The 19,746-nt window shown below is 44.2% G+C and carries 16 protein-coding genes and 2 pseudogenes; 16 read left to right on the top strand and 2 right to left on the bottom strand.

The window, feature by feature from the left end; all coding sequences use genetic code 11:
* Window positions 1-15 precede the first annotated feature (15 nt).
* The 8 genes and pseudogenes from pstB to ACH19P_RS04050 all read left to right on the top strand — a co-directional run bounded on the left by pstB (window position 16) and on the right by ACH19P_RS04050 (window position 7,054).
* Window positions 16-841: pseudogene (pstB, locus tag ACH19P_RS04015) on the top strand (phosphate ABC transporter ATP-binding protein PstB).
* Window positions 842-888: 47 nt separating this feature from the next.
* Window positions 889-1,590, top strand: coding sequence for a phosphate signaling complex protein PhoU (phoU, locus tag ACH19P_RS04020; protein ID WP_462157209.1), 702 nt, complete (start codon window positions 889-891; stop codon window positions 1,588-1,590).
* Between the two features lie 269 nt (window positions 1,591-1,859).
* Window positions 1,860-2,537, top strand: coding sequence for a TIGR00153 family protein (locus tag ACH19P_RS04025; RefSeq protein ID WP_462157210.1), 678 nt, complete (start codon window positions 1,860-1,862; stop codon window positions 2,535-2,537).
* A 72-nt stretch (window positions 2,538-2,609) separates the two neighbouring features.
* Window positions 2,610-3,878 carry an inorganic phosphate transporter gene (locus tag ACH19P_RS04030; protein ID WP_462157211.1) on the top strand — a complete coding sequence of 423 codons (1,269 nt, stop codon included), beginning with the start codon at window positions 2,610-2,612 and terminating at the stop codon, window positions 3,876-3,878.
* Between the two features lie 100 nt (window positions 3,879-3,978).
* Complete coding sequence (locus ACH19P_RS04035) at window positions 3,979-4,893, top strand: hydrogen peroxide-inducible genes activator (protein ID WP_462157212.1); 915 nt, start codon at window positions 3,979-3,981, stop codon at window positions 4,891-4,893.
* Window positions 4,894-5,032: 139 nt separating this feature from the next.
* A complete protein-coding gene (locus ACH19P_RS04040; RefSeq protein WP_462157213.1) occupies window positions 5,033-5,575 on the top strand; it encodes an RNA polymerase sigma factor in 543 nt (180 codons plus the stop codon).
* Window positions 5,568-6,173, top strand: coding sequence for a hypothetical protein (locus ACH19P_RS04045; RefSeq protein WP_462157214.1), 606 nt, complete (start codon window positions 5,568-5,570; stop codon window positions 6,171-6,173). Before ACH19P_RS04040 ends, ACH19P_RS04045 begins: the two co-directional genes overlap by 8 nt.
* Window positions 6,170-7,054: a hypothetical protein gene (locus ACH19P_RS04050; RefSeq protein ID WP_462157215.1), complete on the top strand. Its 885-nt coding sequence runs from the start codon at window positions 6,170-6,172 to the stop codon at window positions 7,052-7,054. Before ACH19P_RS04045 ends, ACH19P_RS04050 begins: the two co-directional genes overlap by 4 nt.
* A 43-nt stretch (window positions 7,055-7,097) precedes the next feature.
* On the opposite strand, the gene ACH19P_RS04055 is transcribed toward ACH19P_RS04050, so the two are convergent.
* The gene (locus tag ACH19P_RS04055) at window positions 7,098-7,301 is read right to left on the bottom strand and encodes a hypothetical protein (protein ID WP_462157216.1); all 204 of its coding nucleotides are present in this window, start codon (window positions 7,299-7,301) and stop codon (window positions 7,098-7,100) included.
* A gap of 410 nt (window positions 7,302-7,711) precedes the next feature.
* On the bottom strand, window positions 7,712-10,213 hold the full coding sequence (locus tag ACH19P_RS04060) for a two-component system response regulator (protein WP_462157217.1): 2,502 nt from the start codon (window positions 10,211-10,213) through the stop codon (window positions 7,712-7,714).
* Between the two features lie 139 nt (window positions 10,214-10,352).
* On the opposite strand from ACH19P_RS04060, the pseudogene queA reads away from it, so the two are divergent.
* The 8 genes and pseudogenes from queA to ACH19P_RS04100 all read left to right on the top strand — a co-directional run bounded on the left by queA (window position 10,353) and on the right by ACH19P_RS04100 (window position 19,742).
* Window positions 10,353-11,391: pseudogene (queA, locus tag ACH19P_RS04065) on the top strand (tRNA preQ1(34) S-adenosylmethionine ribosyltransferase-isomerase QueA).
* Window positions 11,392-11,985: 594 nt separating this feature from the next.
* A complete protein-coding gene (gene tgt / locus ACH19P_RS04070) occupies window positions 11,986-13,110 on the top strand; it encodes a tRNA guanosine(34) transglycosylase Tgt (RefSeq protein ID WP_462157218.1) in 1,125 nt (374 codons plus the stop codon).
* 79 nt (window positions 13,111-13,189) lie between these two features.
* The gene (gene yajC, locus ACH19P_RS04075; protein ID WP_462157219.1) at window positions 13,190-13,528 is read left to right on the top strand and encodes a preprotein translocase subunit YajC; all 339 of its coding nucleotides are present in this window, start codon (window positions 13,190-13,192) and stop codon (window positions 13,526-13,528) included.
* Between the two features lie 13 nt (window positions 13,529-13,541).
* Complete coding sequence (gene secD, locus ACH19P_RS04080) at window positions 13,542-15,401, top strand: protein translocase subunit SecD (RefSeq protein ID WP_462157220.1); 1,860 nt, start codon at window positions 13,542-13,544, stop codon at window positions 15,399-15,401.
* Between the two features lie 12 nt (window positions 15,402-15,413).
* Window positions 15,414-16,358 carry a protein translocase subunit SecF gene (gene secF / locus ACH19P_RS04085; RefSeq protein ID WP_462157221.1) on the top strand — a complete coding sequence of 315 codons (945 nt, stop codon included), beginning with the start codon at window positions 15,414-15,416 and terminating at the stop codon, window positions 16,356-16,358.
* A gap of 128 nt (window positions 16,359-16,486) precedes the next feature.
* Window positions 16,487-17,002, top strand: a complete 516-nt coding sequence (locus ACH19P_RS04090; RefSeq protein WP_462157222.1) for a hypothetical protein — start codon at window positions 16,487-16,489, stop codon at window positions 17,000-17,002.
* Between the two features lie 70 nt (window positions 17,003-17,072).
* Window positions 17,073-18,860, top strand: coding sequence for an EAL domain-containing protein (locus tag ACH19P_RS04095; RefSeq protein WP_462157223.1), 1,788 nt, complete (start codon window positions 17,073-17,075; stop codon window positions 18,858-18,860).
* Window positions 18,861-18,947: 87 nt separating this feature from the next.
* Window positions 18,948-19,742 carry a YggN family protein gene (locus ACH19P_RS04100; protein ID WP_462157224.1) on the top strand — a complete coding sequence of 265 codons (795 nt, stop codon included), beginning with the start codon at window positions 18,948-18,950 and terminating at the stop codon, window positions 19,740-19,742.
* Window positions 19,743-19,746 lie beyond the last annotated feature (4 nt).

A 19,746-nucleotide genomic window follows, 5' to 3' on the forward strand; every position in this document is an offset into this window, starting at 1 on the left:
TAGGTAAAAAACGTTATGATTACAGTTGCAACAGAAGTTAACGCAGACAACGCGCTAAAGTTGGATTTAGAAAATCTGACGCCAGAGCAAACTGCATTACAAATTAAAAACCTCGATCTTTACTACGGTGACAAGCAAGCATTGACTAATGTAAGCATGGATATCCCGAAAGGTCAGGTAACTGCATTCATCGGCCCATCAGGTTGTGGTAAATCAACGCTTTTACGTTGTATCAACCGTATGAACGACTTAGTGGATACGTGTCGTATCGAAGGTGAGATATTGCTGCATGGTGAAAACATCTATGACAAGCGCGTAGATGTAGCCGCGCTACGTCGCAACGTTGGTATGGTATTCCAGCGTCCAAACCCATTCCCTAAATCTATTTATGAGAATGTGGTCTACGGTCTGCGCCTTCAAGGTATAAAAGAAAAGCGTAAGCTTGATGAAGTGGTTGAAAAATCATTGCGTGGTGCAGCGTTGTGGGACGAAGTAAAAGACCGTCTTCACGACAGCGCGTTCGGCCTTTCAGGTGGTCAGCAGCAGCGTCTTGTTATCGCGCGCTCGATTGCTATTGAGCCAGAAGTATTGCTTCTTGATGAACCAACTTCGGCACTCGATCCAATTTCGACATTGGTAATCGAAGAGCTAATCAGTGATTTAAAAGACAAATATACGGTTGTGATCGTTACGCACAACATGCAACAGGCCGCTCGTGTATCAGACCAAACAGCGTTTATGTACATGGGTGAATTGATTGAGTATGCAGATACAAACACGCTATTCACCACGCCGAGTAAAAAAGAAAACCGAAGACTATATCACTGGTCGTTATGGTTAATATGTGATGCTTGCTATCATTAATGGGTAAGAATTAAGAAGGGCATTATGGAACACAATATCAATAAGCACATTTCTGGTAAGTTCAACGAAGAGCTCGAAAATGTGCGAAACCATGTGTTGAGCATGGGTGGTTTAGTTGAGCAGCAACTAAACAGTGCACTTGATGCTGTTGCTAAAGGCGACAGCGAACTTGCAAAGAAGGTAAAAGAAAACGATTACCGTGTGAATGCGATGGAAGTCAATATTGATGAAGAGTGCACACGCATTATCGCCAAGCGTCAACCAGCTGCAAGTGATTTACGTTTGGTAGTAGCTATCGCTAAGACGATAGCTGACCTAGAGCGCATTGGTGACGAAGCTGAGCGGATTGCTAAAGTGGCACTCGACTCGTTCACGAAAGATCAGCAAGGCTTGCTCGCGAACATGGAAAACATGGGTCGCTTAGTCGCTAAAATGCTGCACGATGTACTCGATGCATTTGCGCGTATGGACGCACAGAAGGCGTTCGAAGTGCACAAAGCGGATGAAAAAGTAGACCGTGAATATGAAGCGCTAACGCGTCAAATCATGACGTACATGATGGAAGACCCGCGCTCAATTCCGCGTGTGATGGAGCTCATCTGGTCTGTGCGTTCACTCGAACGTATCGGCGATCGCTGCCAGAACATTTCAGAATATGTGATTTACTTTGTTAAAGGTAAAGACATTCGCCATGTCTCACAAGAGACCATTGCGAAGACCCTTTAATTAGGTTTATCAATAAAGTGGGCAGAAAGGACTTTTGCCCTTTTTTATGCTTGTTTTTTTCAGTGTTTTTGAGTTGGCAAAACAATGATGAATTGAGCATGAAAATTCATGCGTTTGGGCGATTAATGGGGTAAAATTACGCCCGAAGCATATACGATATAAATCGAAAATAAATTTAAAACTAGTCGTGATTCTAGAAGTAATAGTAGGGCACTTCTATGACTAATTTATGACGATTTTATTGCAAACTAAGATTCAAAGGGTCAGTTATGCCTAGTAATGCGTTTTTAGGGGTTTTTGCAAAATCACCTATTAAACCAATCGAAGATCATATCAAGAAGGTACACAAAGCCAGCGCCATGCTTATCCCGTTTTTTGAGCACGTGTTCGAAAAACAATGGCATGAAGCGGAAGAGTTACGCCTTAAAATTCGCTCACTAGAACGTGAAGCCGATGATTTAAAACGTGAAATTCGTTTAAATCTGCCGCGTGGATTGTTCTTGCCTGTTGAGCGTACCGATCTACTCGAGCTGATCACTCATCAAGATAAGATTGCTAATAAAGCAAAAGACATCGCTGGACGCGTTGTTGGTCGTGAAATTATTATTCCAGAATCAATTCAAAAAGACTTCTTGCAGTACTTATCTCGTTGTGTGGATGCAACTAAACAAGCATCAAAAGCTATCAATGAACTAGACGAGTTGTTAGAAACTGGCTTCCGTGGTCGTGAAGTAACACTTGTTGAAAAAATGCTAGTGGAACTAGATGCTATCGAGCAAGACACGGACGACATGCAAATTAAATTGCGTCAGGAATTACGTCGCATCGAAGACACAATGAACCCCGTTGACGTGATGTTCTTATATAAGATCATCGAATGGGTGGGTGATTTAGCAGATATCGCTGAACGAGTAGGTGCTCGTTTAGAAGTCTTGCTAGCCCGTTAACATTGCCAGGATTTAACACAATGAGCAGCTCAGTGTTAAATCACACAAAGTTAAAACAATAAGGTTTTTCTGATGGATATTATTTCGTCCTACGGTACCGTGTTAGTGCTTGTAGCCGCAGCGGTAGGTTTCTTCATGGCTTATGGTATCGGTGCAAACGATGTAGCCAATGCTATGGGTACTTCTGTGGGCTCTAAAGCTCTAACGATCAAACAAGCAATCATCATTGCGATGATTTTCGAATTTGCTGGCGCCTATTTGGCTGGCGGTGAAGTAACATCAACGATCCGTAAAGGTATTATTGATGCCGCCCCATTCGCTGATATTCCTGAGTTAATGGTCTTAGGTATGATTGCAGCGCTATTTGCTGCGGGTACGTGGTTATTGATTGCCTCTTTCCTAGGCTGGCCCGTTTCTACGACTCACTCAATCATTGGTGCAATCATTGGTTTTGCACTAGTAGCAGTGGGCAGTGAAGCAATTCAATGGGCTAAGGTCGCGGGCATTGTTGGTAGCTGGATTGTTACCCCGGCAATCTCTGGTTTCATTGCTTACCTCATCTTTATGAGCGCGCAAAAGCTGATTTTTGATACCGATAAACCACTTGAAAATGCGAAGCGTTTTGTACCTTTATACATGGGTCTTGCTGGTTTTGTTATGTCACTTGTGACTATCAAAAAAGGCTTAAAGCACATCGGTGTTAACTTGGGTGCTGTTGAAGGCTACGCGCTTTCAATTGGTATCGCTGTAGTAATTGCTATCATTGGTAAAATCGTCATTCAACGTATGAAGATGGACCCGAAAGCGGATAAGAAAATGCAATTCAACAATGTTGAAAAAGTATTCGCTGTCTTGATGGTATTGACTGCATGTTGTATGGCATTCGCACACGGTTCAAACGACGTCGCTAACGCAATCGGCCCACTAGCAGCGGTTGTAAATATCGTTGAAAACAACGGTGAAATCGCAAAGAAAGCAGCGCTTGCTTGGTGGATCTTACCACTTGGTGGTATCGGTATCGTTGTGGGTCTTGCCGTTCTGGGTAAGAAAGTAATCAAGACGATTGGTGAAGGTATCACTCACCTAACACCAAGTCGCGGCTTCGCTGCTGAGCTTGCAGCTGCGTCTACTGTGGTTATCGCCTCAGGTACTGGTCTTCCTATCTCTACTACGCAAACCTTGGTTGGCGCAGTATTGGGTGTAGGTATGGCACGCGGTATCGCGGCATTGAACATGAGCGTAATTAGAAATATTGTTGTTTCTTGGGTAATTACGTTGCCTGTTGGTGCTGCACTTGCTATTGTAATCTTCTACATATTACGAACAGCATTTGGCGTATAAAGTGTAGGCGTCATACGCCTACCACGACTAAAACAGTCTTTTAGCTTGAAAAGATCTCAACGCCCTAGGTGTTGGGGTCTTTTTATTTGTGGGCATAAATATGACAAACCTTCCCAGTATTAAGCAGCTACAGTATCTTCTTGCCGTGCACCAGCATCAGCATTTTGGCCGCGCTGCGGCCGCCTGTTACATAGGTCAATCCACTCTCAGCAGTGCGATTCAAAATCTTGAAGAAAACTTGGGTGTACAACTAATTGAGCGTGAAAATCGCAGCTTGATGTTTACCGCCATTGGCGAAGAAGTAGTAACTAAAGCCAAGAAAATAATTGATGATACGATGAGTGTGAAAGAACTTACTCGTAGTCACCTGCATCCATTGAGTGGCACGCTCACTATCGGTATTATTCCAACTATTGCGAGCTTTGTTGCAGCGCCATTGCATTGTTTTAGTAAGGCAACATTTAAAGACCTTAACTTAGTCTTGGTTGAAGACACCAGCGACAATCTGCTTGATAAGTTGGAGCATGGTCACATCGATATCGCGCTACTGGCGTTACCTTATGAAACCAGCCGCTTCCATACGCAAATTCTTGCTAAAGATAAATTCTACCTAGTTCATCACAAAGACTATCAAATCGATGAGCATGTTGATTACAACGAATTGCCAGAGAACAGCGTGTTCTTGCTGGAGCGCGAGCATTGTATGACGGGGCATGCTCTCAGCGCCTGCAACTTAGAACGAGCTAGCTGTATAAATCCATTTGAAGCGGCAAACTTACATACTCTGCTTTCTATGGTGGAGTACAAGCTCGGCGTGACCTTCTTACCGCAAATGGCTATAAACGCTGGCATATTGGATACCAAGCCACTGGTTGCCAAAAGCTCTGATTCTGATGCACACCGTGATGTTGGTTTGGTGTGGCGTAAAACCACAGGACGAATTGGTGATTTCAGGCTCTTTAGCGATAAAGTGGGCGAATTTTTGCGTACGTGTTGTACAGTAGGCAGTGAATAAGTGTACTTTATAACACGATGAAAATATTGAACTAAAGCGGCATTGGCCGCTTTTTTTGTATTTTAGTTAAAATTATTCAAACTTTTTATTCTGACAATGCAACTAACCTAATAACACGATAACAAGATTGCACAACAACGTGATTTTTAATACTGAAGAACGGCTCATAAGAAAAGCGCAAAGCGGTAGTAATAAGGCTTGGTTGGCGCTCGTCAGGCAGCATGAGAAGCGCCTATATAACCAATGCCTGAGGTTATTGCGCCATCCGGATGATGCCTTAGATGTGATGCAAGAAACCTTAATCAGTGCGTATCAAGGTTTGAATAAATTCGATGGCCGAAGTCAGTTGCACACGTGGCTTTTTCGTATTGCTTATAACAAAGCCGCAGAGCACTTTCGTCGCCATCGAGAGCATCAGAGTATGGATTCGGTGGCAGAGCCAAGCAGCAATGTTTTGCACATGGAGCGCCCGCTGATGCAGGCACAGCAGAATCAGCAAGTTGTTGAGCATCTAGCGAAGTTACCCTTTGAGCAAAGAGTAGTCGTCGAAATGAAGTTTTTTCAGCACTGTACATTTGAAGAAATTGCCCAGCAGTTGGATGTGTCTCCCAACACTGTGAAAACCCGTTTATATGCCGCTTTAGGTCGCTTAAAGCCGCAATTGGAGGTGAGCGATGGCTGATCAACCGTATCTAGAAGCTCTATTCGAGCGCGCATTAGAAGGTGAGCCGTTAACCGAAGCGCAATGGGAAGAGCTTAATCAAGATCCTATTTTTGCGCAGATGCTAGACCAAGCAAAACACTGGCAACAAAGCGCAGCACAGTTTGAAGAACAAGAAGTGCCAGCGCAGTGGCAAGCACAACGATTATTTACATCTTCGTCATCATCCACTGCTTTCGTACCCTGGCTCGCAGCCAGTGTGATGGCCGTAGTAATGGTCTTTGGAGGAGCCAAAGTCATGGAGACGAATGAGCAACTTGTCGCGCAGATTAAACAGCAACAACAGTCTATTGAAGTACAACAACAGCAAATGCAACAGCTCAGTGACGCGCTTTTTGCGCAATCACAATGGCAGCAACAGGCGTTGGCTGATGTGGCTACGCAAACAGTCGATATCGCCCGCAGCGAACGTCAAGATGCGTTGTCAACATTGGTTGATTACATCAATACTCAACGGGCTGAAGATAATGCTTACCTACGATTGCAACTTAATGATATTGCAGAACAAATTGAACAGCAGCCGCCGTACAGCACGGCTTATAATGTAGAGAGTAAATGATGAAAAATTACGTTTTAGCAAGTGCCATGGCACTGGGTGTGTTTTCACTCACAAATTCGGCTCAAGCTTCAGAGTTTGAATCGGTCAATCGCCAAATCAGCATTGTAGAAAATATTCTGAGCACAGCTCTGAAACAAGACCTATCGCTCAACTCAGTGCAGATATCCAGTACTTACCTTGCACAGCAAGGAGTACTGTATCGAGTTCGTTTGGATAACCATTTTGTCTTTGTTTCTGAAATTGCAGATGTTCCGTTGCCTCCTTTACCACCAGAGGTCGTCATTACAGCAGATTCAATGACGATGAGTGACGGCCATGTGGAATTTATTAATGGCGATATAGAAGGTGGTGAGCATGAGGAAATTATTATCTCACTCGAGGGAATTCGCGAACAATCTGAGCAGATGCGGGAGCAAGCCGAGCAGCAAAGGGAGTTAGCATTTAGACTGCGTGAATTGAATCGTGAACAACGCGAGATTGAAGTTCAAACAAAATTAAGTAATGAAACCAAAGAGCTATCTGAGCAGTTAACTCAAGTTGAGCGTGAAATAGTGAAGGTCAAAGAGCAAAAAGATGCCCTAAGTGCCAAAAATAAAGTGTTGGTAAAAAGAGTCAAAGCTGAACGACTAAAGCAAAAAGAAAAGCAGCAGGAAAAGCAGCAGGAACAGTTAAAATCAGCATTAACCAGCGTTGCCAGAAGTCTGTGTGATTATGGTGTAGGTATGCGTGACATCAAAGACGATGAATATGTGAACATTGAATTTTCCCAATCTCGCGCAAAGCATATGGCCGTCTTTAAAAAGGCTGATATTAATCGTTGTGTGAGTGGCAAAATGGACTACCAAAAGTTGTTAAACAGCGCGCAACAATACTCGCTCTAAGCAACTAACCAACTTAGTAATGTTCCCCTCTCTGGGTGTAAATCTAGAGGGGGGTTTTTGTTCCTGCTTGATACTTCTCCATCGTCGGGAGAAAGAGCAAATACACCCAAATGACTAGGTTAAAGTAGGGGACCAAACCCAGTCCTAAATATAAACGCTCGGGGTAGCCTTTTTGTTTGGCATGAGCATAGCATTGATAAGCAATAAAAACGTTTACGCACAGAAGCAGAGTTACTAAAAAAATCATACCTATATCCTTTACTCTGGGGGATATACAAAACGATGTAGCCCGCAGATTTACTGTTTACCTCCTCGCTAACGTGTAGCTAGCGAATCGGCGTCCTCACCATTACTGGTTGTGTACATTCCTTTGTGGGTCGTTATTAGTATTATACCAACTAGCAAAACTCCTTAATCATTTTGATGGATTAAACTCGTTGCTACCTGTGTTAAAAATTTCTCTTTTAGAACAACTAAATATCGAAATTTTAGCCTTGTTATCAACGCAGTTTTATTGCCTCAGAATAGATTACTTAATTAAGCTAATTGGTATTACCGATTACCTTCGGTGTTTTTCATAGCGCACCAAGAAGCTTCAAGTATAGCTAACTGAAATTAAGGCGAGAGGTATCGTTGAAAAAAAACGCGAGACGATTGTTAGTCTGATGTTTTTGCAGCGATTATTTTTTGATTATTTTCTAAGGCGTATAAAGGAGCGGGTTTGGCTATGTAATAACCCTGTGCGTAATCAACACCTATTTCTTTAAGAAGATGATAAATTTCTTTATTTTCAACGTATTCTGCAACTGAGCCCTTCGAAAGTGACTTGGCGATATCATTGATAGCTTTAACCAGCGCATAATCAATTGGGTCACGTTGCATGTCGCGCACAAATGAGCCGTCAATCTTCACATGCTGTGCAGGGAGGCGTTTCAAGTAGTCAAAGGTGCTAAAACCTGTGCCGAAATCATCAATCGAAAAATCACAGCCTAGTTCGTTGAGTGCTAATATCATCTCTCGCGTCGCTTCTAAGTTACCGACACTCGCGCTTTCGGTAATCTCAAAAATAACCCGCTTTGGATCGACTTGATACGTCTGCAGCATGTCTTTGATATGTGGTAATAAACGGTCGTCGAGCAGGGATTGAGCTGACAAGTTTATGGCGATGCGTTGAATTTCAGGATGTGTGCTTAAATCCTCAATGGATTGACGCACCACACACTGGTCCATTAGATAACTATCGTTAAGCATTTCTAATGCGGGGATGAAATGATTGGGATAAACAAGTTCATCGTTAATTTTCAAGCGCAGTAGCGCTTCATAGTAAGCGATGCGTGAGCGTTTAATATCCCACACCGCTTGATAGTGCAATTCAATGTGATTTTGCTGTAACGCAGAACGCACGCTGTGACCCCACTCTAATCCAGACTGCATTGCATTACTTTGTGAGTCTCTTGCATCATAGCAATGGACCAAGTTTCGCCCTTGGCTTTTGGCGATATATAAGGCGATATCGGCTTGCTTTAAGCACTCACTTGCGTCTTTATTTTTTACCGATATTTGCGTAACACCGATTGAGCAGCTGATTGAATAGACTTGTTCTTGGCAGTGGAACTGGTGACTATCAATGGCCATACATATTGATTCGGCGATAATATGGGCATCAAGCAAGGAGGTATCTTGCAAGAGCATGGCAAACTCATCTCCCCCAATTCTAAAAATCATATGCTGTTCTTCGATATGTTGTAAGAACAATTCTGCGACCTCTTTGAGGACTGTGTCGCCCTCTTGGTGCCCTTTACTGTCATTGATGATTTTAAAATGATCGAGGTCGATGTAGATAAGCGCATGCTCATCTTGATTTTGTGTGCCGCTGCACAAGGAGCTTAGTTGTGAATCGAAACAGTAACGGTTGTATAGTCCTGTTAGGGTGTCATGAAGCGCAAGATGCTGAAGTTTGAGCTCTGCCTGTTTACGCTCTTCAATATTGTCGATTGAAACAGTAATAACATCGCCGTTACTGGTATCACTGACGTGCTGTAATCGGCACTCGAACCAGACTAGTTGCTTGTCTTTGGTCCATAACTGAATTTCAATTTTCTTACGTTTCGCTTGAGTTTGACTAATAGCTTGAAGCGTAGCGCTAAGTCGTTGTTTGTGTTCCTCATAGCAATAATCAATGAGTGATTGACCGATACTTTGTTTGAGACGAAATCCTGTATTGCTTTCCCATGCAGGGTTTATAAAGCGAATTTTTCCATGACCATCAAGCTCCATGACTACTGTGTTTAGGTGCATCAAGATACGTTGGTGCGCGGAGTACAGCTCCTTGTATTTAGATTGGCTTTGGCTCAGTTGCGCTACTTTCTTTTCAAACTCGCTGTAACTGGCAATAAAGTCTTCGCGGCGAGCAGCATGATCGCACACCTTCATGAGCAGGGCATCATCGTATGGGCGGCGGATGAAGTCCGTTACCCCACTGAGTAATAATTGTTCTGCATAATCAGCGTCTTGGCTGTCAATGATAGTCACAATTGCTTGACTAGCATTGTGCGCTAAGATGTTTTGTACCAGTGTATTAGCACTTTCGGCGTTGGCGATACTGGCATCAAGCAAAACAATAGCAAAGTGCCCTTGCAAATAGGTACTTAGAGCTTCTGAGGCGCTGTTACAAATTTGCACTGCAAAGTTAAGCGCTAATGCATTGCTCATTTGCTGTGCTTTTTCATTGTCGCCTTCGAGTAATAGCAAGCTTAAGCGGCTGGATTTTTCCAATTGTGTAGAAAGTACATTGGCCAAAATTTGTGGTAACAGATCTTGGCGCTCAATTGGCACGACGGCATCTATGCCATAACTCCGCGCGGTGGTTTCTGCAATTCGCTCGCAATAAAACGGTGGCGTCAAAACGATAGGTGTGTGTTTTGGTGTTTTCAGTAAGCCTGAGCGGATCATACGAGAAAAACGCCAGCCATCGATTTGGCCAACGTCTAACCCTGTGATCACTAGATTGACAGGTCGCTCTTTGAGTATGCTAAGTGCTTGTTGAGAATCACTTAGCTCAATGACGTCAAATATTTCCAAGCGTCCCAGTGTTCGCTTTATTAAAGCGCGCTCTGCAGCACTGGCGTTGACTATCATTAAACTCAGCGGCATTGCCATATTTACTACCTGAAGTTCTGAATTTGTTTTTAGAACTGTAGGTTATAGTGAATTGAAGGGACAGACAAGTTCAGACGCTTGATTTCATACTAGGTAATCACTAGACTTGGCGCGATTTTAAGCACCCGGAGAGTCTGATATGCGCGTGGCCGATTTTAGTTTTGATTTGCCTGAAGAGTTAATAGCCCGCTTCCCTCAAAAAGAGCGAAGTGAAAGTCGCCTTTTAAAAGTCGATGGAAATTCTGGGGCGACGTCACATCATATCTTTAAGGACATTATTGATTTCATTGAACCGGGCGATTCTGTTGATCTTCAATAACACTAAGGTGATCCCTGCGCGTATGCACGGGCAAAAAGCCTCAGGCGGCAAGGTGGAAGTGTTGGTTGAGCGAGTACTAGACAACAAACGTGTTCTCGCTCACGTGCGCTCAAGCAAATCACCCAAACCGGGTACTATGCTTATTCTCGAAGGCAAAGCCGAGATGGAAATGGTTGGACGCCATGGTGAGTTATTTGAATTGGTGCTTCAAGGTGATGCGTCAGTGTTAGAGACTCTAGAAGAAATAGGGCACATGCCATTACCGCCTTACATTGACCGCCCTGACAACGACGAGGATAAGCAACGTTATCAAACTGTATACGGCGAAAAGCCTGGTGCTGTTGCAGCACCTACGGCCGGTCTGCATTTCGATGAAGCATTGATGCAAGGTTTAAGAGATAAAAACGTCGACATGGCATTTGTTACTTTGCATGTGGGGGCGGGTACATTCCAGCCTGTGCGTGTGGACAGCGTTGAAGATCACCACATGCATTCGGAATACATTGAAGTACCCGAAGATGTTGTTGCTGCAGTGCAAGCTGCAAAAGCACGCGGTGGCCGTGTGATCGCTGTAGGTACAACGTCGGTGCGCTCCCTTGAGTCGGCTGCTAAAATCGGCGGTGGCACCTTGAAAAGTTACTTCGGTGACACGGATATCTTCATTTTCCCGGGTTACAAGTTCAATGTGGTCGATGCCATGATCACTAACTTCCATCTACCAGAATCAACATTAATCATGTTAGTCAGCGCATTCTCAGGGCAAAAGCACATCATGGATGCGTATCACGAGGCGATAGCACAGCGTTATCGTTTCTTTAGTTACGGTGATGCGATGTTTTTGACTAAGCAAACCGACTAGAGCTGTGTCGGTTTTTTGTGGCCAGTCTCGTGCTGGCTATTGCGATTTTTGCAGGTGCCTTTATAGGCCATTAATCAGTTTTACACAGGCACCAGCAGGTATCGATCGCCCCGTTAGGATTCGCGCTGTAGAAATCAGCTTTTGTTGCGGAGTGTGCTAGAAACAGTGAGATAGGGATATCGAGCTAGGTTTACCGAGGTAGGATACCTCGTTAAACCGTGTTGAAAGCTAAACGAAGCGTTTAACAAAAATCTGGGTTCGTAAGCATTAGCGAATCACGGTTGCCCTAGGAGTTCTTAGAGGAAATGGGCAAGCATTTCCTCTAAGCCGGCGTCGGCGGCCCGACAAAGCCTGAATTTGACGGTCACAGCTGCGTGGCTGTAAGCAATTTACCCTGCCGGCATCCATGCCTCCACCTCCTCGCGCTGCGACGATACTTAATCGTCGTTCACTCGTCGCCCCTTTTATTTGTTCGATTCGCCCCAATTCATAGTATTGCTTGCACAAAAAAGGTAGAATCGGGCGGTTAAATTGCGTACTCAAGCGCAACAGTTTTGAAGAGTTGGACTGTTTTTCCGACCGATTGAGGATCACATGAAGTTTGAACTAGATACAACCGACGGTAAAGCTCGCCGCGGTCGCTTAATTTTTGAGCGTGGTGTTGTTGAAACACCTGCATTTATGCCAGTAGGTACGTACGGTACCGTGAAGGGCATGACCCCTGAAGAATTGAAAGGCACAGGTGCGCACATTTGCTTGGGTAACACCTTTCACCTGATGCTCCGTCCAGGTACAGAAATTATCAAGCAACACGGTGATTTGCATGATTTCATGGGCTGGGACAAACCAATTCTTACTGATTCAGGCGGTTTCCAAGTATTCAGCCTAGGTGCAATGCGCAAAATATCTGAAGAAGGTGTGTTGTTCAGCTCGCCGGTGAATGGTGAAAAGATCATGCTTAGCCCTGAAAAAGCGATGCAAGTGCAACGCGATTTGGGTTCAGACATCGTCATGATTTTCGATGAATGTACGCCTTACCCAGCGACTGAGAAACAAGCGAAGGACTCAATGGAGCTCTCGCTACGTTGGGCAAAGCGCTCGAAAGAAGGCCATGGCGATAATCCATCGGCACTTTTCGGAATCATCCAAGGTGGCATGTATCCTGAGCTACGCGCACAGTCGCAAGCTGGTTTAGAAGAAATCGGTTTTGATGGTTATGCACTGGGTGGTCTATCGGTGGGTGAGCCAAAAGAAGACATGATCAATATTCTTGATCATCGTGCATACAAAATGCCGGAGCAAAAGCCACGTTACCTAATGGGTGTGGGTAAGCCGGAAGACATCGTTGAAGCCGTACGCCGTGGTATTGATATGTTCGACTGCGTGATGCCTACACGAAATGCCCGAAATGGCCATTTGTTTATCACTGATGGCGTTGTGAAAATCCGCAATGCAGTGCATAAGACGGATACTTCACCGCTTGATAGCGAGTGTGATTGCCATACCTGTACGAATTTCTCTCGAGCTTACCTTCATCACTTAGACAAGTGTAATGAAATACTCGGCGCACGATTGAATACCATCCATAACTTACGCTATTACCAGCGTTTAATGGAAGGTCTTCGTGAAGCAATTGCTGCTGGAGAGCTTGACGCGTTTGTAGCAGACTTTTATGCTCGCCGTAATATGCCAGTTCCAGAACTCGCAGAAACAGAATAACTGCTAGCCCGCCTTGTGCGGGCTAGCGTGTAAATTAAGACAATAAAATTATTAGTTACTTAGTGAAGGGGAAAACCTGATGAGTTTATTTATTTCAAACGCTCACGCGAGCGCGGCAGGTGCTGCACCAGCTGGTGGTGGTTACGAGATGCTAATCATGCTAGCTATCTTCGGCCTTGTATTTTACTTCCTTATCTACCGCCCTCAGGCAAAGCGTGTAAAAGAGCACAAGAGCCTAATGAGCGCGTTAGCGAAAGGCGATGAGGTACTTACTCAAGGTGGTCTCATCGGTAAAATCACCAAGGTGTCTGAAGAAAAAGACTTCGTGATGATTGCACTAAACGACCAAGCTGAAGTGACGGTTCAAAAAGCGTCAATTTCTGCAGTGCTTCCTAAAGGCACAATGAAGTCACTATAAAAAGGAAAGATACGTGTTAAATAAGTATCCGTTATGGAAGTATTTACTCGTGCTTTTAGTGCTAGCGGTAGGGGTGCTTTATGCTACCCCTAACATCTACGGCCGAGATCCTGCTATTCAGGTAACTGGTGCCAAAGGTGCAGACGCAGACTTAAGCGCACTTGATACTGTAAATACCATCCTTACAGAAAATAAAATTGAATCGAAATCGAGCAAGCTCGAAGACGGGCAAATCCTAGTTCGCTTTAAGAACGTAGAAGAACAACTCAAAGCACAGGATATTTTGCGCGACAACTTAAGTGAAGATTACATTTCAGCTATCAACATGGCGCCGGCTCAGCCTGAATGGCTAAAAGCGCTGGGTGGTAACCCAATGAAGCTGGGTCTTGACTTAAGTGGTGGTGTGCATTTCACCATGGAAGTGGACATGGTTACCGCAATGGACAATGCACTGAACCAGATGGAACAAGACTTCCGCTCAGATTTACGTGAAGAAAAACTACGTTATCGTACGATTCGTCGCGTTGCCGGTGCCGATTCAGTGCAAGTGGTTATGCGTGATGCCGCTGACAAAGCAGCGGCAGAGAAATTCTTGCAAGGTCGCTACCCGAACTACCTGTTCAATGATGACGGTAACAACGAAGAAGGCTTTGTTGTAGCGATGAGTGAATTGCGTATCAAAGAATTACGTGATTACGCTATCAAGCAAAACGAAACCATCATTCGTAACCGTATCAACCAAATTGGTGTTGCCGAGCCAAATGTACAGCGTCAAGGTGCAGAGCGCATCATCGTGCAATTGCCAGGTGTACAAGACACCGCTCGTGCGAAAGAAATTTTGGGTGCGACAGCAACGCTAGAATTCCGCGAAGTTGACCAAGATGCTGATCCAGGTCTGGCTTTGCAAGGTCGTGTGCCTCCAGGCTCTGAAGTCATTAACGATCGTTCAGGTCGTCCAGTGGTACTGAAAAAACGCGTTATTTTGGAAGGTAGCCACATTACTGGTGCCCAATCGAGTATGGATGAATATCAACGTCCACAGGTGAATATTTCACTTGATTCGAAAGGTGGCGCGAAGATGGATGCATTTACCAAGCGTGCTATCGGTAAGCCAATGGCAACGGTATTTATTGAGTACAAGCCATCGGGTAAGATTGATGCTAACGGTAAAGCTCTGCCTCCGATCAAGGTGGAAGAGGTGATTAACGTAGCAACGATTCAGGCTCGTCTGAACCGTAGTTTCCGTATCACCGGCCTTGATAGTCCGGCAGAAGCGCATAATCTCAGTCTATTACTCCGAGCAGGTGCGCTTGTTGCGCCAATTCAAATCGTTGAAGAGCGTACGGTTGGTCCTAGCCTAGGTCAGGAAAACATTGAAGCCGGTATGACTGCAGTTGTACTTGGTTTTGCGTTTGTACTCGCGTTCATGTTGCTTTACTACAAAGGTTTTGGCCTTGTTGCGAACCTTGCACTTGCAGCTAACCTTGTGATGATTGTGGGCGTGATGTCGATGATCCCAGGTGCAGCGCTCACCTTGCCAGGTATTGCCGGTATCGTACTGACCGTCGGTATGGCAGTAGATGCTAACGTGCTGATTTTTGAACGTATCCGTGAAGAGTTGGCCGATGGCCGTAGCCCTCAACAGGCAATTCACTTCGGTTACGACAGTGCATTTAGCACCATTTTTGATGCCAATATCACCACACTTATCGCGGCGATTATCTTGTTTGCAGTGGGCACAGGTCCAATTGCAGGCTTCGCAGTAACCCTTGCGATTGGTATTTTGACATCGATGTTTACCGCAATTGTTGGTACACGTGCCGTGATCAACTTAATCGTTGGCGGCAAACGCATCGAAAAGCTGTCGATCTAGGAGCAATCAAGCATGCAATTATTAAAAGTAAAAGGCACTTTGCCATTTATGAAAGCACGCAAATTAGCAATGGGTTTCTCCATTTTGCTGATCCTCGCTTCTGTTGCGTCGTTTTTCGTAAAAGGTCTTAACTTTGGTTTGGATTTCACTGGCGGTACAGCCGTTGAAGTTGGTTTTTCACAACCAGCAGAGCTGAGCACTGTACGTAAAGTACTTGCTGAAAATGGCTTTGCAGAGGCGTCTGTACAGTTATTCGGTTCGAGTAAAGACGTACTCGTGCGCCTTCCTCCTCAAGGTGAAGGGGTGAAAGCGGAAGTAATCGGTAACCAAGTAATGACTGCACTGAAGCAAGCGGATGCTGATGCACAAATGCGTCGTATCGAGTTTGTTGGCCCAAGTGTGGGTGAAGATCTCAAGGAGCAAGGCGGCTTAGCGATGCTAACCGCGCTTATTTGTATCTTGCTCTACGTTGCATTGCGCTTTGAATGGCGTTTTGCATTGGGTGCGGTATTTGCGTTATTCCACGATGTGGTTTTGACAATGGGTTTATTCTCTTTGTTAAACCTTGAGTTTGATTTAACCATTTTGGCGGCAATACTCGCGGTAATAGGTTACTCACTCAACGATACTATTGTTGTATCTGACCGTATTCGTGAAAACTTCCGTAAAGTACGCACTGATGACACACTCGAAATTATCGATATTTCACTCACACAAACATTGAATCGTACCTTGGTAACGTCAATCACCACTATTTTGGTATTGATAGCCTTGTTCGTATGGGGCGGTCAAACCATTCATGGCTTTGCTACTGCGTTATTGTTTGGTGTGTTCATCGGTACTTACTCATCAGTATACGTAGCAAGTTCTGTTGCTGTAGCACTGGGTGTAAGTAAGGAAGACCTTATTCCAGTAGAAGTGGAAAAAGAAGGCGCAGACTTAGACGCTATGCCTTAATTTGTGTTTTCACAGAGGACAATGCCGCTCGTATCGAGCGGCATTTTTTTGTGCTAATTTTTTGAGTAAGCGACCTTATACCAACTCGCTCTATTAAGTGGGTTGGTATTGAAATGAAGGATGACTGTGTGAAACGCTATTTTATGTTTCCTCTTTTATTGCTGCTCGCAGCGTGCGGCAAAGCACCAGCGGATAGCGAGACAAGCTCAGAAGCACCTATGCTCGTAGTGCAGAGCTATCAGCAGCAATTGCACAGCATGATGATGAAGCTGCAACTTGGAAATGAGTATAAATCGCTTCATGGCGACACTGAGCATTTAGCTGCACTTTCGTTGGTCCTGTTATCGACGCACAATGCAGCATTTAGTCAGTGTGAAGGTTATTTGGCACCAGTGATTTCTACCGCTTTGCAATTTTCAGGTATGCCAAGCCATGAAATTAAACATAAATTCTTGGATGAAGGAATGCTGCCGGAATTTGACGATCCTTTGTGCTACCACATAAAAGAACTTGCTACTCATCCTTCTTATATGGCGGCGTTATCGGTAGAGCCAACAACAGTCAATTACGCTGAAATTGCTCTGCAATTAAGAGAACTTCAAGAGCATTTATTGTTGCTGTACCCATCATTGCGGGAAAAGTAACCACTTCATTTTATTGTCATAATTCACTGTTAATGTACGTTGTTGTTTGTGCTTTTAGTGTGGTAAGCGAGTGAACGCCCAATTGGCAGGTGAATTGACGCAGATATTGCAGCGTGGAACGATCACAACTGTATTCCAACCTATTTTTGCCATTGATAGGCAGCAAATCCTCGGTTATGAGGCGCTAAGCCGAGGCCCTAATGATAGTGCTCTTTGTTCCCCGGGTGCTTTATTCAGCTGTGCAACAACACTCAACAAGTTGTCTGAACTGGAACTGCTTTGTCGTGAGACGGCTATTAAGACGTTCGCAGTACTTAATCTCCGTGGTAAATTATTTCTAAACGTCAGCCCGAATACTCTACTCGATCCTGAACACCCAAAAGGGCAAACTCTCAGCTTGTTGAAAAAGCATGGTTTGGGGGCGCATCAGGTAGTAATTGAATTAACGGAGCAGGACAAAGTAGACGATACCAATTTGTTGCTCAGTGCCGTAGAGCATTACCGAGAACTGGGCTTTTCCATCGCCATTGATGATTTGGGGGCGGGTTACTCGGGGTTAAAGCAATGGTCAGAGATTCAACCTGATATAGTGAAGATAGATCGTTATTTCATAGATGAATGTGACTGTAGTGTCGTTAAGCGCGAGTTCTTAAAATCCATATCTGAACTTGCCAAAGCCACTAATACACGCGTAATTGCTGAGGGGATTGAGCGCCCTGAAGAGCTTCATTTATTATCCAAATTAGGTATTAACAATGTACAGGGCTTTCTTTTAGAAAGACCATCTGCTCAGCCAAGTATCGAATTTAATGCGCACATGTTCGAGGCCAAAAGCATGGCTAAAGTGCTTGAGTCAGAGCAAGATCATTCTATGTCGATTGGTTGGTTGGCAATATCTCAATTAGCTGTGAGTCAACGAATCACATGCAAAGAGGCTCAGAAAGTATTCGAGAGTGATAAATCTTTAATATCGGTTGTTGCCGTTGATGACGACAATAAACCGATCGGAATGCTTTATAAAGAGCAACTTACTGAAATATTCGCGTCCCATTACGGGCATGCTCTATTCGACAAGAAGGCGATTGGGGCGGTGATGGATCGCCAACCATTTATTGTTGATGAAAATGAAAAGCTAGACAGTGTTAGCCAGCGAATCTCTGACAGTGATGTTGATATTCGCCGAGATATTATAGTGACACGAGAGACGCACTATATTGGCGTGGTGCCACTAAAGCATATTCTTAAACACATGACCGAAGAAAAAGTGAGAAATGCGCAACACGCGAATCCGTTAACTATGCTGCCAGGCAATATTGCCATTAATGACGCAATTGAGCAGCGTATTTATAATCAAACTCCTTTTACACTTGCATATTTCGACTTGAATCATTTTAAACCATTCAACGATCTCTACGGGTATGCAAAAGGTGACGCGGTCATTAAGTTAGTTGCAGATTTACTACAAGAACAATGCCATGCGTCTCACTGCTTTCTGGGGCACATAGGTGGAGATGACTTTATGGTCATTTTTGATGATGAAAACGCATTGCCAATTTGTCAGAAAATCGCTTCAGAATTTGATGTTCTCGTCTGCGATTATTTTAATGCTGAGCATATTAGAGCCAAAGGCTATTGGAGTCATGATAGGCAAGGTAAGGCGTGTTTTACACCCTTGCTCTCTATTGCTATCGGCTTAGTCAGCCCAGATGTCGCTCATTGTCAAAATGCCCATCAAATTGCAGCACTCGCCGCCGATGCCAAGAAAGAAGCAAAATCACAAACCGGTAGTTATGTCTTTGAGTGTCAACGGACCCAACCTGCGGCCCCATTATATCGTTTAGACCATTATCAGGCATAGGCAGCTCACAACCCCCCTTTGGCATATTGTTATTTGCTTATTTGTGACACTTTGATAATCTTTGGCGCAGTTTTTATGGGGAATGTTATGAAGCTTCGTCACCTAGCTATTTCACTTAGTTTAATTAGTGCATCTGTGAGCATAGGTGTCAATGCTGCAAGTGCCGAGCACAAGCAATGTGACGTAGAGCTTACTCATGGTTTGATAATCACCGAAGATACAATTCGAATTGTCGATAACAACCAAACCCGAGTGCAAATAAACCATGGGAATCAATTACTCGTAAAAGGGCAGTGGATAGAATTAAATGCTCAAGAGGCTCAGGTGCTTGAGCAATACAACAAGATGATCAGGGATACCGTTCCAGAGCTGGTTGATTTGGCCACAGATGGCGTCAATATTGGCCTGAGTGCCATTGAAAATGTTGTGACTGGATTGTCTGACAAAGAGCCTCAAGAGTTGAAAACTCAACTTCAATATGTAGAGCGTGCACTGCGTGATAAATTCAAACGTGGTGATGATTTTTTCTATATCGCCCCCCAATCGCTGTCTAAACTGGACGACTTCTTTGCGCAGGAAGTATCAAAAAAAATTCATACCGCTATTCAAGGCTCTTTGGGAGCTATGTTGGTTTCATTAGGGGATGCACTGCAATCTCAAGAAGGCAATATAGAAGATCGCATCAGTGATGTAGGTGAGCGTATGGATATTATTACTTCTGAAATAGACAAATCATTGCAGAAAAAGGCAGAGCAACTGGCGCAGAAATCTCAAGAGTATTGCAACTGCTTAAATGCGCTCGATAGAACGGAATCGAAACTTCAAAAGATTGTGCCTGAGTTGGCCGATTTTGATTTGGTAAAAATAAAATCGGGCAGCTAAAGCG

It is taken from the genome of Pseudoalteromonas sp. GB56 (genome assembly GCF_054923835.1).

What these genes read in the sequence shown, in the direction of transcription:
- phoU (WP_462157209.1), top strand. Translation starts at nt 889, where the DNA reads ATGGAACACAATATCAATAAGCACATTTCTGGTAAGTTCAACGAAGAG.
- ACH19P_RS04025 (WP_462157210.1), top strand. Translation starts at nt 1,860, where the DNA reads ATGCCTAGTAATGCGTTTTTAGGGGTTTTTGCAAAATCACCTATTAAA.
- ACH19P_RS04030 (WP_462157211.1), top strand. Translation starts at nt 2,610, where the DNA reads ATGGATATTATTTCGTCCTACGGTACCGTGTTAGTGCTTGTAGCCGCA.
- ACH19P_RS04035 (WP_462157212.1), top strand. Translation starts at nt 3,979, where the DNA reads ATGACAAACCTTCCCAGTATTAAGCAGCTACAGTATCTTCTTGCCGTG.
- ACH19P_RS04045 (WP_462157214.1), top strand. Translation starts at nt 5,568, where the DNA reads ATGGCTGATCAACCGTATCTAGAAGCTCTATTCGAGCGCGCATTAGAA.
- ACH19P_RS04050 (WP_462157215.1), top strand. Translation starts at nt 6,170, where the DNA reads ATGATGAAAAATTACGTTTTAGCAAGTGCCATGGCACTGGGTGTGTTT.
- ACH19P_RS04055 (WP_462157216.1), bottom strand. Translation starts at nt 7,301, where the DNA reads ATGATTTTTTTAGTAACTCTGCTTCTGTGCGTAAACGTTTTTATTGCT.
- ACH19P_RS04060 (WP_462157217.1), bottom strand. Translation starts at nt 10,213, where the DNA reads ATGGCAATGCCGCTGAGTTTAATGATAGTCAACGCCAGTGCTGCAGAG.
- tgt (WP_462157218.1), top strand. Translation starts at nt 11,986, where the DNA reads ATGAAGTTTGAACTAGATACAACCGACGGTAAAGCTCGCCGCGGTCGC.
- yajC (WP_462157219.1), top strand. Translation starts at nt 13,190, where the DNA reads ATGAGTTTATTTATTTCAAACGCTCACGCGAGCGCGGCAGGTGCTGCA.
- secF (WP_462157221.1), top strand. Translation starts at nt 15,414, where the DNA reads ATGCAATTATTAAAAGTAAAAGGCACTTTGCCATTTATGAAAGCACGC.
- ACH19P_RS04100 (WP_462157224.1), top strand. Translation starts at nt 18,948, where the DNA reads ATGAAGCTTCGTCACCTAGCTATTTCACTTAGTTTAATTAGTGCATCT.